This is a genomic window from Testudinibacter sp. 'clade 2' (genome assembly GCF_006227735.1).
Classification (GTDB): Bacteria; Pseudomonadota; Gammaproteobacteria; order Enterobacterales; family Pasteurellaceae; genus Chelonobacter.
The window spans coordinates 1-16,056 of the sequence record NZ_VDHB01000007.1; the positions used below are offsets into that span (position 1 = coordinate 1).

The window sequence follows — 16,056 nt, forward strand, 5'->3', positions numbered from 1 at the left end:
ACGAGAAAGCTGAGCTTATCGCGGAGATTAAAGGTGTCGGAAAGAACTGCGTTGCGGTGTTGATGTCAAGTTTACCGGAACTGGGCAAGCTCTCGAATAAACGTATTGCTTCACTGGTTGGCGTGATTCCGCACACACAGCAAAGTGGGCAATGGACGGGGAAATCATTCTGCCACGGTGGGCGTGCTATTGTTCGCAATGCATTATATATGGCGGTGTTATCTGCTGTTCGTTTTGAGCCTGTTTTTAAAGCCTTTTACGAGCGATTGGTGGCGAGAGGCAAAGCGAAAAAAATTGCATTAACGGCATGTATGCGGAAACTGTTAACCATCATCAATGCGTTAGTAAAACGTAATGAGAAATGGGACGCTACACGCCATTTATCCACAGTATCTGTGGGTTAAAAAAGAATAACTTTTTTGAAGTTAAACACAGTTGCTACCCTGCCTCATCAAATATCTTTGTCAATAATCTGAAGTGCGGTTGCAAACCGCACTTTAACATTGAATAGCAATCAGTTACCGCATTTTTTCACGCTAACGTGCCAATCTGCGCCGGATTTCACCTGATTTTTCTCGGCAAAATTTTCCATATTCAGCGCGAAAGAGACATTCAGCAGGCTGTTTAAATATAACAGCGGCTCGCCGTCTTTGACATCGCCGAAGCTGCTGACATACGGCATTTTGCCACTGTAGCGCAGTTGTTCGCCCTGTTTAATCTGAACACAGGCGGTATCGCCTTTTTGAATGCCGGACTGTTCTAATAATTGATCGCTGATATTGGTCCAAATATTGCCATATTGAATATCCAAAATCGGAATATTGCCCTTTAATTCGCCGTTGTCCAAGGTGGCTTTTTGGTACGGAATTTCAAAGACTTTCTTCTCTAGCTCCGGTCCGACCTGCTCAAAACTGATTTTCCCTGCCGCCAAGCGTGCGCCGGTGTAGGCGTACACATCACGACCATGAAAGGTGTAGGATTTCTCCGAGCCGGAAAGACGGTTGGTTTTTTCATCAATCTCGCGCACGCTGTCGATACCAAGCGATTCGGCGACGAGGGTCAGCGTGCCGTTATCCGGCGTCACAAAATAGTGACCGCTTTGGGTTTTCAGCACCACCGATTTGCGATCGGTGCCGACACCGGGATCGACCACACTGACAAACACAGTGCCTTTTTGCCAATAAGGTGCGGTTTGATACAGTCGATAGGCGGCTTGCCAAATGTCATAAGGCGGAATTTCGTGGGTTAAATTGAAGATTTTCAGATCGTTGTCAACCCCGAAGGCGACCCCTTGCATGGCAGAAACCGCACCATCTTGCAAACTGAAGTCAGTTTGCAGCAGCAGCGCATTGTCCGCCAAGGCAACGCTGCCGACAGAAAGTCCTAATAGCAAGGTTAAAAGTGGTTTTTTCATCAGATAAATTCCTCCGCTGGTTGATTGTCGCTGTCAACATAACACAGGGCGGAAAAGTGAGGCAATAGCCAACCGCACTTTTGCCAATCTGGGCGCATTTTCGTGCAAAGTGCGGTCTGGGATTTAGCGGTTTAAACCATCGCGGTTTAAACAATACAACCGAGCAATATTGTGTGCGGTCGAAACCAAATTTTTGTGTCCGTCTGCCAACGTGTCCGCGAGGCTGCCGAGTTGGCTGATAATCGGGAACACCGCATCAATACCATGCTGATAAACGGCGTCATAGTCATCGCGCAAGCAGCCGCAAATTGCGATCACCGGTTTATTAAACCGCTTGGCGGTTTTCGCCACGCCAATCGGGGTTTTGCCGTGCACCGTTTGCCCGTCAATCCGCCCTTCACCGGTGATCACTAAATCGGCATCTTGCAGTTGTTGCGCCAGCTTGGCTGCTTCAATCACGATTTGTACCCCTGGTTTTAACTGTACATTCGGCAGTAACTGCAAGCCACCGCCCATGCCGCCTGCCGCTCCGGCACCGGCAAGCTCAGCGATTTCCAGCCCCAGTTGCTGTTTGGCTAGCTTGGCAAAATGTGCCAAAGCCTGATCCAATTGCGCCACCATCGCAGGTGTAGCGCCCTTTTGCGGGCCGAAAGTGGCAGACGCGCCCTGTTCGCCGCACAGTGGATTATCCACATCGCAAGCCACTTCGATCGCCACGTGCTGCAAACGCGAATCCAGTTGGTCCAAGTGAATGCTGGTTAATTCGGCTAATGCCGCGCCGCCAAATGCTAATTCTTGCCCGCCAGCATCTTGAAAACGAGCCCCCAGTGCTTGCAACATACCGACGCCGCCGTCATTGGTGGCACTGCCGCCGATGCCGAGAATGATTTTTTCAACCTTGTGATCCAACGCTGCTTTAATTAACTCTCCGCTGCCATAACTGGTGGTCAGCAACGGATTACGTTGGCTCGGCGGGACTAAATGTAAACCGGATGCCGCCGCCATTTCAATCACTGCTGTTTTGCCGTCACCGGACAGCCCGAAAAAAGCCACCGTTTGATTGCCCAATGGCGCAGTCACGTCCAAATGCAGCAAGCGTCCGCCGGTGGCGTCAATCAACGATTGCACCGTGCCCTCGCCGCCATCCGCCATTGGTACTTTGAGGTATGTTGCGTGCGGAAACACTTTTTTAAAACCGGTTTCAATCGCATCTGCCGCTTCAAGTGCGGTTAAGCTCTCTTTAAACGAATCGGGGGCAATGACAATTTTCATGATAAATCCTCACTTAAAATAAATTGAATACACCAAAAATAAGGGTTGAAACCAGTGCTAAGGTCAGCCCGACGAAGGTTTCGTATGGAATCAGTTTTAACCGCTCTCTGATATTCATGTTAACACTGCCGCCGGTGGCATGGAAGAAAGAGCCGTGCGGCATATGATCAAACACAGTTGCACCGGCGTGAATCATCGCAGCGCCTGCCAGACCGCTGATGCCCAATTCGAGCAGGGTGCTGCTGAACACATTCGCGGCAACCACTGTTCCGGCGGTAGTCGATGCCGTTGCCAGCGACATCAGCGCCCCTGAAATCGGCGCCAGCAGATACGACGGCAAGCCGGAGGCGGTTAAGCCTTCGATCAGCACGTCTTTTAGGCCGGAATTGGCGATAATGCCGGCTAAGGTGCCGGTGCCGAGCAGCATAATCGCCACTGGCGCCATTTTGGCTAAACCGCTGATTGCATAGTGATTGATATCATTCCGTTTGCCCATCAGCAAAGCGCCGACCAAGCCGCCGAGCGGCAGGGCGATTAACGGATCAACTGCAATATCTGCCAGCGGACGCAGTGCCAATAAGATAATTGCCACCAGCGGTGCGGAAATGGCGGCGGCAAAGTGCGGTAAGCGGCTGTCGTCGACGATGATCACTTCCTCGCGGCTGACTTTGCTGCCTTTTGCAATTAATTTTTTGGCAAGAAAATAGGTGATCAGCAAACCGAACAACGCCGGAATAATCCCTGCTGCCATGAGCGAGGTCAACGGAATGTCGAATGCTTCTGCCGCAGCAATCGTGTTGGGATTGGGCGACATGATGTTGCCGGCTTTGCCGCCGCCGACCATTGCCAGCAAAATCGCCGCTTTCGACAGATCACCGCGTTTGGCTAACGCCTGTGCAATCGGCGACACAGTGATCACGGCGACATCGACAAACACGCCGACGCTGGTCAACAGCCAAGTTGCCAGAATCAATGCCAGCAACGCTCGGGTTTCTCCCAGTTTTTTGACAATGGTTTCGGCAATCGTGGTTGCCGCGCCGGACTCAATCAGCACGCCGGCTAACACGCCTGCCGCCAAAATGCGCATAACCGCGGTGGTAATGCCCTGTGCGCCGCCGATCATCAGGGCAACGGTTTCGCTTAAGCCGGCTCCGCCGACCAAGCCTCCTGCCAATGCGCCGACAATCATGCCGTATGCCGGCGGAACTTTCTTTAAAATCAAGCCGATGGCAATCACTAACGCCACGACTGCACCCCAAGCAGAAACGCTCACCATATTTTTTCTCCCACGCTCAACCGTTAAGTGCGGTCATTATGCACACAACGGTTAATCAAAATCGTTGTGTAAAAAGCCAAAAATAAGCCGTGAAAAAAGAATATTTTTGTTATATGGCACAAATCATGTTTTTAAAAGTGTGGCTAAATAGAGCATGAATTTTTCATCTATCTTATTGAAAGATAACTGGGTTAATTGTTCGATTTTGCTTAAGCGGTAACGCAGGGTGTTGCTGTGGATAAACAGTTTTTTCGCACTGCGAGCCGGATCACAATTTGATGAAAAATAGGTTTGCAAGGTTTTATACAACACCCGTTTCTCATCGGCGGCATACAGCGGCTGCAAAATGCGGGTGATTTCCGCCAATTGCCAGTCGGACAGCCCGTCCAGCAGTGCCGGTAGTTTATATTCCTGATAGCGGTAAGTCTGTTTTTTGGGCGCGATACGCCGTCCGTAATTCAAGGTGGAAAGTGCGGTTCGATAGGAAACGGCAATACCGTCCAAGCCGCCCATCGGGCAGCCAAAGGCGATTTTCAACTGTTGCGGATTAATGGTCGGCGGCAATAGTTGCGCCGACAAGATCTGCGTGCCGCACGCCGCAGATTCAGCGCTTTGCAGTATCACGATTTCATCAAGGGCGCTGACCGCAAGGTGCAGATCCAAACGGGAAAGCTCCAGATAACCAACCAATTCGCGCAACGATTCCATGCTGCTTGCCAGCAGTTTAATGATCACAACAACATAGGGACGGTTGAGATCGAGGGCAAACAGCGCGGCTTGCTGCGCAGCCTGTGCGTCGGCCTTGCCCTGAACCAGTTGCAGCAAAAACTCCTCTTTATAGCGCCGTTGCCAGCGCTCTTGCTCCAGCAACACGTTTTGTTCGACGATTAATTCCGCTGTCATTTTCACCAGTTCGGCATAACGCCGCACTTCATCGGGCACGCCGGAGATGCCGACCACGCCGAAGGTGTGTCCCAGATAGTGAATCGGTAGGTTAATCCCCGGTTGGGCTTCGTAATTCCACTGTTTTGCCAGTGTCGCATCGATCTCAATCGTGCGCTTTTCGCGCAATGCCAACACCGCGCCGGTATGCCGTTGCCGCAAGCGGTTCGGATCGCCGGAGGCGATGATGATGCCGTTTTCGTCCATCACATTGACCGATTTGGCAATGATTTTCATGGTGCGGCTGACGATCTGCTGGGCGATGGTTTTGTCCAGTTTCATTGGCTGTCCGACCGCACTTTTATGCCAACACGAACTTTTCAATCACCTCGGCAACGCCGGAGCTGTTGTTGTCGGCGGTGATGTAATCGGCGATGGCTTTTATGTCTTCAGTGGCATTGCCCATTGCCACGCCCAAACCGGCATATTGCAGCATATGCAGATCGTTACCGGCGTCGCCGCAGCAGATGATCTGTTCGGGGTTGATATTCAAATGCTGAGCCAGCGCCGCCACACCGGCACCTTTATTGGCTTGCGGGTGAATAAATTCCAGAAAGAACGGTGCGCTGCGCACTACGGTGTAACGTTGGCAAAGTGCGGTCGGCACAGCGGCAGCAAACGGGTCAAGCAGTTCAGGGGGATCGATAATCATGGTTTTGATGATCGGCTCGTGATCGTCCAGCAGCGAAAAATCCAGTAAGCTGAAATCAATGCCGTTGGAATCGGCTTCGTGTTGGGTGTAGTGGTTGGCTTTTGGGGTGATCAGCCCACGAGTGGGTGAAAACGCATGCACGTTTAAGCCAAAGCGATCGGCATGCTGTGCCACGAATTTGGCGTCCTTGCCTTGCAACATTTTGCTGTTAATTACATAGCCGTCATGGGCTCGTTCGACAATCGCACCGTTAAAACACAACACATAATCATCATTGCCGGTCATGCCGAGCTGCTGCATATATTGTTGCATGCCGATATAGGGGCGACCGGAGGCCAAAATCACATATACGCCTTGTTCGCGCGCCGCCAAAATAGCGGTTTTATTGCGTTCGCTGATCTTTTTTTCGTTATTGAGCAATGTGCCGTCCATGTCGAGCGCAATTAATTTATACTGTTGCATACAATCTCCTCATGTTAATTGCTTCAGCATAACATTGCCGTTCTGTTGGGGAAAAGAGAATTTTGTGAGCAGACTCGCAAAGTTGCATTCTGCTTGGTTACCAGCTCAATTTTTTCCGTGATTAACGTTGCAAGCTGGCACAATTGGCATAAAATCGGCAACGTTACTGCAAAATAGAGTGATATTAAAATAACATTTAACGATTTATTAACTTTTAAAAAGAGGATGATTCCATGGCGTTTAAACCGACTTTATTGACAACGTTAATCACTGCTGCACTTGCGATACCGAACTTGGCTTCAGCCGCCAATGTAGATTTGCGTATTATCGAAACCACTGATTTGCATGCGAATATGCTGGATTATGATTACTATAAAGATGCTCCATCAGATAAATTGGGCTTGGCACGCACGGCGGATTTGATCGTCAAAGCCCGTGAACAGGCGAAAAACAGCGTGTTGGTCGATAACGGTGATGTGATTCAAGGCAGCCCGATGGGTGATTACATTGCGAGCAAAGGCTTAGCCGCCGGCGAGGTTCACCCGGTTTATAAAGCGATGAATTTGCTGAATTATGATGCAGCGACTGTCGGTAACCATGAATTTAACTATGGCTTAGCGTTTATGGACAAGGCGCTGGCAGGTGCCAATTTTCCTTATGTCAGTGCCAATGTGATTGACATCGCCACCGGCAAGCCGTATTTCACGCCATATTTAATCAAAGATTACCAATTGGTTGATGATAAAGGCGAAAAACAGACAATTAAAATCGGTTATATCGGTTTTGTGCCACCACAAATTCTGACGTGGGACAAAAAACATTTAGACGGCAAATTGGAAGTGAAAGACATCACTGAAACCGCGCGCGAGCTGGTGCCGCAGATGAAAGCCGAGGGAGCGGATGTAGTGATTGCTTTAATGCACTCCGGGTTATCAAAAGAGGCATATCAACCGTTGGCAGAAAATGCCGTAGCCTATATTTCACAAATTGACGGCATTGATGCCATTGCGTTCGGGCATGCGCACGGTTTATTCCCAAGTAAATCGTTTGCCGATGTGGCGAATGTGGATCTGGAAAAAGGCACGATCAATGGTGTTCCGGCAGTGATGCCGGGCTATTGGGGCAGCCATCTGGGAATTATCGATCTGAACTTGAACAACGACAGTGGCAAGTGGCTGGTCACGGGAGCGCGCGCGGAAGCTCGCCCGATTTTTGATAATGAGAGTAAAAGTGCGGTAGCAACAGCACATCCGGAGATTGTGAAGGTGCTGAAAGATGATCATGACAGCACTCGTGAGTATGTCAACCAACCGATTGGTAAAGCCGCTGATAACATGTACAGCTTCTTAGCCTTGGTGCAAGATGATCCGACGATTCAAATTGTGAATCTGGCGCAACAGGATTATGTGAAAAACTTTATCAAAGGCAATCCGGAGCTGGAAAACCTGCCGGTGCTTTCTGCGGCAGCGCCGTTTAAAACCGGGGGACGTAAAAATGATCCGACCAGCTACACCGAGGTCGAAGCCGGACAGCTCAGTTTCCGCAATGCGGCGGATTTGTATCTGTATCCGAACACCTTGGTGGCGGTGAAAATCAATGGGGCGCAACTGAAAGAGTGGTTAGAGTGCTCTGCCGGTCAATTTAAGCAAATTGACCCTAGCAAAACCGAAGCGCAGCATCTGATCAATTGGGACGATTTCCGCACCTATAATTTTGATGTGATTGACGGTGTGGACTACCAAGTGGATGTGACCCAAGCGGCACGTTATGACGGTGACTGCAAACTGGTGAACCCGCAAGCAGAACGGATTGTCGAGCTAACGTTTAACGGCAAACCGATTGACCCGAAACAAGAGTTTTTGATCGCCACCAATAACTATCGTGCCTTTGGTAACAAGTTCCCGGGCACCGACGGCAGCCAGTTAGCGTTTGCTGCGCCGGATGAAAACCGCACAATTTTAGCCGACTATATTCGCCGGGTCAGCCAAGAGCAGGGCGAGGTGAAACCGCAAGCGGATAACAACTGGCGCTTTAAAGCGATTCCACAAGCCAACTTGAAGATTGTGTTTGAAACCTCACCATCGGAAAAAGCCGCAGAGTTTATTCAACAACATGCGCAATATCCGATGAAGAAAATCGGGCAAGACGAAGTGGGCTTTGCCTTATATCAAGTCGATTTAAGCAAGTAGTGCTACACAAGTGGCTTTAGATAAACCGTAAAGATAACCCTTGATAAATTATCGGGGGTTAATTTTTTTAGCTGATTCTTTTCCCAATCGCAATACTCACTAACAGTGCCATAACAGCCGGCACCACCCAGCTTAAGCCAAGCGGGTAAAACGGCACATACGCCAGTAGTTCGTTGGCAAAGTGCGGTAATACGCCGATATTATTCAGGCTATCGCACAGGCTAAACAGTGATACGGTGCCGATGGTGAGTTGATAGCTGAATTTTATTGACGGTAGTTTATGGCGCAGCAGCTGTAGTGCGACCAGCATAATGGCTATCGGGTAGATCAGTAATAATGCAGGAATGGTGACTCTGAGCAAGGTGTCCAAACCCGCTTCAGAAATGATGATAGTCGCAGCGGTAAAGACGATAACAAAAAACTTATAGGTAAGCCGTGGGTGAAATTTGGAGAAGTAATCGGCACAGGCACTGGTGACACCCACTAAGGTGGTCAAATTTGCCAGCATGACAATACCGCTCATCATCAATAATCCTGTGTTGCCAAACAGTGCATTAACATAACCGGCAAAAATTTGCCCACCGTTGCTTGCCTCGACAGCGACACTGTGGCTGGTGGCGCCGAGGTAAAACAGGCAGATGTACAATGCACTGAGCAGCATCACAGAAATTGCTCCGGCACTTAAGGTGTATTGCAGTATGGTTTTTTTATCCGATACCTGTTTGACTGCCAGCGCTCTGGCGACAATGCCGCCGAAAGCCATTGCAGACAGCACATCCATCGTTTGATAGCCACCCACTAGCCCGGTTGCGACCGCAGAGTTCTCGGCATAGGCGTGAGAAGGCAAGACGATTGTGGAAAGCGGATTGGAAATCACCGCAAAGCCGACCACTATCAACAAGACCAGCAACATGGGCGCCATAAATTTGCCGATGCTGGAGATCATGGTGCTGCGTCCCAGCATAAAAAACATTCCAATGAGGTTGAAGACTAAGGCAAATAGAATATGTTGATACTCGCCGTTGAACAGATTCAAGGGCTGCCATGCCATTTCATAGGCGACATTGGTCACCCGTGGCATCGCAAAAGTGGAGCCGATTACTAAGTAGAGAATTGACCAAAATGTCACGCCGACCCATTTTGGAAGGTCAAGCGAGAGCGCTTCGCCCCGTCCTTTCAGCGTAACGACCACCAAGGTGATAAATGGCATACAGACACCGGTTAATACAAATCCAAACGCTGCCCATAACCAGTTTGTACCGGCATGATAACCTTCCATGGGTGGAAAAATAATATTGCCTGCGCCTAAAAATAGCGAAAAAATCATCATGCCTAAAATAAGAATATCTTTGCGAGATAGCATAATCTATACCCCTTAATATCAATAATCGGTGGATTATACGTTATTCTTGTGATTTTTCAGCCGATAAATGTATTAATTAGGCGTGAGAGGGCGATTTTATTACGATATGGTTGAGTTTTACTAGGTAAAATACACTGGTTAAAAAAGCAGAAAACTAGTTAAAAAAGCAGAAAGTCGAGCGTATTTTCTGCTTTTTCTCAAAGCGCCGATGACAAAATTGCTATTTCACCTGTAGCATTGCCATCATACCGAGGGTTTCGTGTTCCAAAATATGGCAATGGAACATTTTTAAGCCTTTCTCGGTTTGAACAAAGCGAATCAGCGCTTTTTCCATCGGTTTTAAATTCAGGATATCGCGTTTGGCACGATAGGGCTCTTGCCGGGTTTCGCCGTTCAAAGTGCGGTTGATCAGCTCGAACTGTGTGCCGTGAATATGGAACGGGTGATCCATATGTGAAGAATTAAACAGCAGCCACTCTTCGGTTTCACCTTGTTTACCTTCAAAATCAATACGCTTCATGTCAAAAACTTGATCGTTGACCAAAAACATATTTTGCAACATGCTGGCGGTATTCCCGTTCATGCCTGACGGCATTCTTTCCCTGAAGACCACCGTGCGTTTTACTGCAATCGGCGGCAGTGCGGCAAAGGTGCGTAGACGCTGTGGTAATGCGACATCAGCTTGTGTTAGCTCAACCTTGGCAAGGGTTAAGGTGGTTGGTGCTTCACGTACCATCATTTTACGACGGTCATAGTAACGGCTTATTAATGTCGCGGTTCCATTTTGGCTGATACGAGGAATCACTTCCAGCCGTTGTCCCGGCACTAAAAACAACTCGTCGCCGGCGCTCAACGGCTCTTCCAGCAGACCGCCGTCGGTGCCGACCACAATCCACTCGACATTCGGCAAATGCAAACGGAAATAACGGGCACTGGTGGCGTTCCAAATACGTAGCCGCTGGTTGCCGTTCAAGCTGATTTGTGGCGTGAGTTGGGCGTTAATCAGCACAAACTCGCCCTCGCGACCGTTAATCCAGTCTGAAAGAGTGTTAGGCGGAATGCGCCCATCTTGATCCAAGCGTAGATCGGAAATCAGCCAATGCTGTTCTTGCAAATGGGCGAACGGATCGGTTTTGCTTTTGATGATCAAACTACCTGCCAGCCCCATATAAACCTGCTCGGCGACCAAGCCGTGAGGGTGTGGGTGATACCAGTAAGTTCCGGCACTATTTTCAGCAATTTTAAACTCATACAACCGTGTTTGTCCGGGCAGAACCTCATCCTGCGGATTGCCGTCTTGTGCTTCCGGCACGGCTAGTCCGTGCCAATGGATAGTGGTCGGTTGTGGCAAGCTGTTTTTAAAGCGAATACGTACTGTATCGCCTTCGTTGACCACAATTTGCGGGCCGGGCAGCTGTCCGTTATACGCCCAGACTTCGGTCTTTTTGCCGCCGGCCAGTTCCATCTCGACCACCTTGGCTTCCAGATCGGCTTCAAAAACCGCACTTTGATCACTTTGGTTTGCCAATTGTACCAGTGGAGAGAGTGGCTGTCCGCTCGGCATGGCTGATGGTGGCATCAATGGCAGATCCGCAGATTGCATCGCACCGATGCCGCCCATATTTGGTGACATCATCTCGCCATGGTGCATATGTGGGGTAGCCTCCACCCAGCCATAGTGGGTGGCTAAACCGAGCGCAATGCTGTAGCGCAAAAAATCACGACGTTTGATACTGTTCATAAACTCTCCTTATCAGTAGCTATTATAAATGACACTACTGCCGTCTTTGAGCAGCAACAGCACATGGTAACGATCTTTTTGTCCGCCATATAGCGGATTGTCCATGCCCGGAGAGCCGATAGGCATGCCCGGCACGGCTAATCCGACAGCATCCGGTTTTTCTGCCAGCAAGCGTTTGATGTCTTCTGCTGGCACATGACCTTCGATCACATAATCGCCGATTTGTGCGGTATGGCAGGAGGAGTATTGCATTTGAATGCCTAATTTTTCGCGTACGCCGATGCGCAGCGATTCGATTACCTCAATCTCAAAACCGTTGGCTTGCAGATATTCTACCCATTCGACACAACAGCCGCAGTAAGGATCTTTCCAAACAGTCATTTTTAGGTTTTCCGCTATCACCGGTGTGCTAACGAGCAAACAAAAAAGACTCAAGCTATAGAGCAAATGTGTTTTCAACCTTGAATACATTGGGTTTCTCCTCGTAAAATATCAATGCGCATATTATGCCATCAAGTGTTGTAGACAAATATTGATATAACCCCAAATAATTGTGAAAGAGCAGGCAATTTTTACCATCAAGTGGTTGGGATAAAAATCGGTTAGATAAATCAGGCTGCTCTTGCTATACTCAGCGCAGTTAATTGACTAACCGCACTTTTTATAGTTGCAGCCTTGCAATGAAGGCTTTGGAGGACTTGAAAATTGAAAAAACTATTGGCTTGCCGCATACTTAAATCCGCTCTGATCGCTACACTCGCCCTTTTCAGCACTTCGCTGTTTGCCCAAAAACTCTATGTGTATAACTGGACCGAATATATTCCGTCCAAATTGCTGGCCGATTTCACCAAAGAGACTGGCATTGAGGTGATTTATTCGACCTTTGAAAGCAATGAAGAGATGTATTCTAAAATGAAGCTGATGAAAAGCAGCGGCTACGATTTGGTGTTTCCATCCAGTTATTATATCGGCAAAATGGCGCAGGAAAATATGTTGCAGCCACTGGACAAAAGCAAATTACGCAATTTGAACAACATCAGCCAAGCGTTATTGGACAAACCGTTTGATCCGCAAAACCGCTATTCCTTGCCGTATGTTTACGGCTTGACCGGCATCGGCTTGAATGCCGCCGAAATTGAGCCAAGTGCGGTCACTAGTTGGCGGGATTTGTGGCGTCCGGAATATAAAGGCAAAGTGTTGCTGACCGCAGATTCACGCGAAGTTTTTCATATTGCCTTGCTATTATTAGGCTTCTCGCCAAACACCACTGACGAAGCCGAAATTGAACAGGCATACCAATTACTGAAAACATTGATTCCGAATGTGGTTGCGTTTAATTCCGATTCGCCGGAAGTGCCGTATTTACAAGGTGAAGTGGATATCGGCATGATCTGGAACGGTTCTGCTTTCCGCGCCCACCACGAAAATTCGGATATCCGTTTTGTTTACCCGAAAGAGGGCGCCATTTTCTGGATGGATAACTATGCCATCCCGAAAGGCGCTAAAAATCCTGATGCTGCCTACCAATTTATCGATTTTATGCTGCGCCCGCAAAGCGCCAAAGTGGTGATTGAAAGCATGGGCTTCTCAATGCCGAATAACGGGGTCAAAGCACTGCTGAGCGAAGCCGATGCTAACGACCCGACCTTATTTCCATCGGTGGCCGAAATCGAAAACGGCGTGCTGCAAGCCGATGTGGGCGAAGCAATTGATATTTATGAAAAATATTGGAATTTGCTGAAAGCCCATTAATGTAATATAGGGGCAGATTGTCTCTGCCCTAATCAACGCAAGAGCGGTTGTAAATCACCCTTACCGCTGAAATCCAGCCGAAAAAGACAGAGTAAAAGTGAACTGATTATGTACCAACACCTATTAGCCCCGATTCAGCAATTTCTGCAATGCGAAACCCCCGACGCATGGATAGAGGAAGCCAAAAAACCGCAAAATCTCAGCATAATTCTGCAAGATCACATGCTGTGTGAGCTGAAAGCGGCACAATCGGCGATGTTTTTATTACGCAAATATGCTGCCGACAGCGAAAGCAATCAAAATCTATTGCTATGGATGAAGCCTTACGAAGACTTTGCTTACCGTAAAATCGGCGATCTCAACAGCTTGAAAGGCAAAAGCCAGATCACCAAGAAAATCGAACCGCGCAGCGATCAGCCGTATGCGGCAGAGATCATTGATAAAATGGTGCTGCTGATTAAAGAAGAGCTGCACCATTTTTATCAGGTGTTGGAAATTATCGAACAGCGTGGTATTGAGCTGGAAAACATCAGCGCCGGACGTTATGCCAAAGGCTTGATGCGTGAGGTGATTAATCACGAACCGCATACGCTGGTGGACAAACTGATTATCGGTGCGTTTATCGAAGCCCGCTCTTGTGAGCGGTTCGCCAAACTTGCGCCCTATTTAGATGCACAATTAGAGAAATTTTATGTTTCGCTGTTGCGCTCGGAAGCACGCCATTACGAAGATTACCTGATCCTCGCCCAACAGATCGCCGCACAAGACATCAGCGCACGGGTGGCGCATTTTGCCCGGGTGGAAGCGGAACTGATTAGCACGCCTGACGATGAATTTAAGTTTCACTCGGGCGTGCCAAGCGCATAACAACCACGCAAGTGCGGTTTGACCGCACTTGAGATTATTGACAAAGGTCACAGAGAAGACCAACATTTCATTAATTGAGTTTTAATGATATTTCATGTTTCTTGTTGAAGCTTAAAAAAAAGGATATACAATGATGAACAGCCAACAGCCAACAGCCAACAGCCAACAGCCAACAGCCAACAGCCAACAGCCAACAGCCAACAGCCAACAGCCAACAGCCAACAGCCAATTATAACATAAAAATCAATGGGTTAAAACGAGTTTTTCCTGAAGTATTCTGTGAGGGTAAAATAGATTTTGAAAAACTCAAACTCATCTTAGGCGAAGACAATCTTGCAGACCAAGGCGAACGTTATCACTTAAATTGGGCTGGTAAAACCAACGCCTACCGCACTTTACAAGCTCCCACCTTTAACACACTCGCCCCTTGCCAAGCCGAGAGCGTCGATTTTGCCAACACGCAAAATGTTTTTATCGAAGCCGAAAATCTCGAAGCCTTAAAAATCCTGCAAAAATCCTACGCTGGCAGCGTGAAGATGATTTATATCGATCCGCCCTACAACACAGGCAATGACAGCTTTATTTATCCTGACAAATTCAGTGAAACGAAAAGCGAATATGCTCGCCGTGTGGGCGATACCGATGACGACGGTTATCTTAAACGTGATGGTGTGTTCCAAGGGGCATTTCGCAAAAACAGCAAAGACAGCGGACATTATCACAGCAACTGGCTGAATATGATGTTGCCACGCCTACACCTTGCCAAAACCCTATTGCGTGATGATGGCGTGATTTTTATCAGCATTGATGATAATGAACAGGCTCAATTAAAGCTGTTATGTGATGAGGTGTTTGGGGCAGAGAATTTTGTGGCTGATGTGATTTGGCAACGTGCTTTTTCTCCTAAAAATGATGCTAAATATTTATCTGAAAATCACGATTATATTCTTATATATACCAAAAATATTTCTCAATTTAAAATTGGGCGATTACCTAGAACAGAAGAAGCTAATGCTCGTTACACCAATAAAGATAATGATCCTAGAGGAAATTGGACTTCAAGTGATTTAACAGTAAAAACTTATTCAGAAAATTATGATTATGAAATAACTACGCCAGTTGGTAATAAATTAAAACCAACAGCAGGGCGTTGTTGGGGAATATCAAAAGAAAGATTTGAAGAATTAAAGGCTGATAATCGTATTTGGTTTGGAGAAAGTGGAGAACGTGTACCACGTTTAAAACGTTTTTTAAGTGAAGTACAAAATGAAATGGTTTCTACAACTTTATGGTTTTATCAGGAAGTTGGACATAATCAAGAAGGGCGACAAGAATTAAAAGATGTATTTGCTGGACGTGGCTATTTTGATAGTCCAAAGCCTACTCGCTTGTTAAATCGGATTCTTAAAATTGCTAATGTGCAAACTAATGACCTAATCCTAGACTTCTTTTCAGGCAGTGGTACAACCGCCCATGCCGTCATGCAACTCAATGCCGAAGATGGCGGTAATCGCAAATATATTTGTATGCAGTTGCCCGAACCCATTGATGAAAAATCCGAAGCTAAAAAAGCAGGCTTTGATAATATCGCCGAAATTGCCAAAGAACGCATTCGTCGTGCGGGTAAACAAATTTCAAGCAGCTTGAAAAATGGGCAAAGCGTAGATACAGGGTTTAAAGTGTTTAAACTTAGCCAAAGCAATTTTAAGCAATGGCAAAGCCCTGTTTCTGCTAGCCCTAGTTCTGACAATCTTGTATCAGATAGCCCAAATGCAAAAAAACAATTTGAACTTGACCTAACTGCACAATTAGCAGAGCAACAAGACATTATTCAGACACACGCCACCACTCAAAATATGGCGTATGAAATTGCCTTACGATTGGGCTTTCAATTAACCGATCCAATGACATTTGCCGATAATATCGTTTGGCTAAGCCATGCCGATGGTTCTCGCAAAACAGCGTTGTTATTACAGGAATACACACTGGATATTTTGCCTGATATTTTATCCGCAAATCCCACCAAAGTATTTGCCTTGGATATAATCTTTCATGGTGATGATGCCCTAAAAGCCAACACCGCCTTGCAGTGCAAAGACAGTGGCGTATCTTTTGAAGTGTTGTGA

General features: G+C 47.6%; 13 protein-coding genes. 5 read left to right on the forward strand and 8 right to left on the reverse strand.

What is annotated here, in order from left to right; genetic code table 11:
- Positions 1-404: transposase (locus tag FHQ30_RS00900; RefSeq protein ID WP_139612123.1), on the forward strand; the 404-nt coding region annotated here is incomplete at its 5' end.
- 110 nt (positions 405-514) lie between these two features.
- On the opposite strand, the gene FHQ30_RS00905 is transcribed toward FHQ30_RS00900, so the two are convergent.
- From FHQ30_RS00905 to yidA, 5 genes are all read right to left on the reverse strand, one after another.
- Complete coding sequence (locus FHQ30_RS00905; protein ID WP_139612124.1) at positions 515-1,414, reverse strand: SAM hydrolase/SAM-dependent halogenase family protein; 900 nt, start codon at positions 1,412-1,414, stop codon at positions 515-517.
- Between the two features lie 123 nt (positions 1,415-1,537).
- A complete protein-coding gene (locus FHQ30_RS00910; RefSeq protein ID WP_139612125.1) occupies positions 1,538-2,686 on the reverse strand; it encodes a glycerate kinase in 1,149 nt (382 codons plus the stop codon).
- Between the two features lie 13 nt (positions 2,687-2,699).
- Positions 2,700-3,962 (reverse strand): GntP family permease, encoded by a 1,263-nt coding sequence (locus FHQ30_RS00915; RefSeq protein ID WP_139612126.1) that lies wholly within the window; start codon positions 3,960-3,962, stop codon positions 2,700-2,702.
- Positions 3,963-4,085: 123 nt separating this feature from the next.
- On the reverse strand, positions 4,086-5,186 hold the full coding sequence (locus FHQ30_RS00920; protein ID WP_139612133.1) for a sugar diacid recognition domain-containing protein: 1,101 nt from the start codon (positions 5,184-5,186) through the stop codon (positions 4,086-4,088).
- A gap of 19 nt (positions 5,187-5,205) precedes the next feature.
- Positions 5,206-6,018 carry a sugar-phosphatase gene (yidA, locus tag FHQ30_RS00925; RefSeq protein WP_139612127.1) on the reverse strand — a complete coding sequence of 271 codons (813 nt, stop codon included), beginning with the start codon at positions 6,016-6,018 and terminating at the stop codon, positions 5,206-5,208.
- 233 nt (positions 6,019-6,251) lie between these two features.
- Between yidA and FHQ30_RS00930 the strand changes: the two genes are divergently transcribed.
- Positions 6,252-8,207 (forward strand): bifunctional 2',3'-cyclic-nucleotide 2'-phosphodiesterase/3'-nucleotidase, encoded by a 1,956-nt coding sequence (locus FHQ30_RS00930; protein WP_139612128.1) that lies wholly within the window; start codon positions 6,252-6,254, stop codon positions 8,205-8,207.
- A 67-nt stretch (positions 8,208-8,274) separates the two neighbouring features.
- Here FHQ30_RS00930 and brnQ read toward each other — a convergent pair whose 3' ends face one another.
- The 3 genes from brnQ to FHQ30_RS00945 all read right to left on the reverse strand — a co-directional run bounded on the left by brnQ (position 8,275) and on the right by FHQ30_RS00945 (position 11,692).
- Positions 8,275-9,570: a branched-chain amino acid transport system II carrier protein gene (gene brnQ, locus FHQ30_RS00935; protein WP_139612129.1), complete on the reverse strand. Its 1,296-nt coding sequence runs from the start codon at positions 9,568-9,570 to the stop codon at positions 8,275-8,277.
- A 220-nt stretch (positions 9,571-9,790) separates the two neighbouring features.
- A complete protein-coding gene (locus tag FHQ30_RS00940) occupies positions 9,791-11,311 on the reverse strand; it encodes a multicopper oxidase family protein (RefSeq protein WP_267963871.1) in 1,521 nt (506 codons plus the stop codon).
- 12 nt (positions 11,312-11,323) lie between these two features.
- A complete protein-coding gene (locus FHQ30_RS00945) occupies positions 11,324-11,692 on the reverse strand; it encodes a DUF411 domain-containing protein (protein ID WP_267963872.1) in 369 nt (122 codons plus the stop codon).
- A gap of 324 nt (positions 11,693-12,016) precedes the next feature.
- Between FHQ30_RS00945 and FHQ30_RS00950 the strand changes: the two genes are divergently transcribed.
- The 3 genes from FHQ30_RS00950 (at position 12,017) to FHQ30_RS00960 (ending at position 16,056) form a co-directional block, all read left to right on the forward strand.
- Positions 12,017-13,063: an extracellular solute-binding protein gene (locus FHQ30_RS00950; RefSeq protein WP_139612131.1), complete on the forward strand. Its 1,047-nt coding sequence runs from the start codon at positions 12,017-12,019 to the stop codon at positions 13,061-13,063.
- Positions 13,064-13,171: 108 nt separating this feature from the next.
- The gene (gene miaE, locus FHQ30_RS00955) at positions 13,172-13,930 is read left to right on the forward strand and encodes a tRNA isopentenyl-2-thiomethyl-A-37 hydroxylase MiaE (protein WP_139612132.1); all 759 of its coding nucleotides are present in this window, start codon (positions 13,172-13,174) and stop codon (positions 13,928-13,930) included.
- Positions 13,931-14,466: 536 nt separating this feature from the next.
- Entirely contained in the window at positions 14,467-16,056 is a 1,590-nt protein-coding gene (locus tag FHQ30_RS00960) for a DNA methyltransferase (RefSeq protein ID WP_500692246.1), read from the forward strand.

Bases quoted from the DNA above. Each gene is read 5' to 3' on its own strand.
- FHQ30_RS00905 (WP_139612124.1), bottom strand. From the start codon at position 1,414: ATGAAAAAACCACTTTTAACCTTGCTATTAGGACTTTCTGTCGGCAGC.
- FHQ30_RS00910 (WP_139612125.1), bottom strand. From the start codon at position 2,686: ATGAAAATTGTCATTGCCCCCGATTCGTTTAAAGAGAGCTTAACCGCA.
- FHQ30_RS00915 (WP_139612126.1), bottom strand. From the start codon at position 3,962: ATGGTGAGCGTTTCTGCTTGGGGTGCAGTCGTGGCGTTAGTGATTGCC.
- FHQ30_RS00920 (WP_139612133.1), bottom strand. From the start codon at position 5,186: ATGAAACTGGACAAAACCATCGCCCAGCAGATCGTCAGCCGCACCATG.
- yidA (WP_139612127.1), bottom strand. From the start codon at position 6,018: ATGCAACAGTATAAATTAATTGCGCTCGACATGGACGGCACATTGCTC.
- FHQ30_RS00930 (WP_139612128.1), top strand. From the start codon at position 6,252: ATGGCGTTTAAACCGACTTTATTGACAACGTTAATCACTGCTGCACTT.
- brnQ (WP_139612129.1), bottom strand. From the start codon at position 9,570: ATGCTATCTCGCAAAGATATTCTTATTTTAGGCATGATGATTTTTTCG.
- FHQ30_RS00940 (WP_267963871.1), bottom strand. From the start codon at position 11,311: ATGAACAGTATCAAACGTCGTGATTTTTTGCGCTACAGCATTGCGCTC.
- FHQ30_RS00945 (WP_267963872.1), bottom strand. From the start codon at position 11,692: ATGACTGTTTGGAAAGATCCTTACTGCGGCTGTTGTGTCGAATGGGTA.
- miaE (WP_139612132.1), top strand. From the start codon at position 13,172: ATGTACCAACACCTATTAGCCCCGATTCAGCAATTTCTGCAATGCGAA.
- FHQ30_RS00960 (WP_500692246.1), top strand. From the start codon at position 14,467: ATGATTTATATCGATCCGCCCTACAACACAGGCAATGACAGCTTTATT.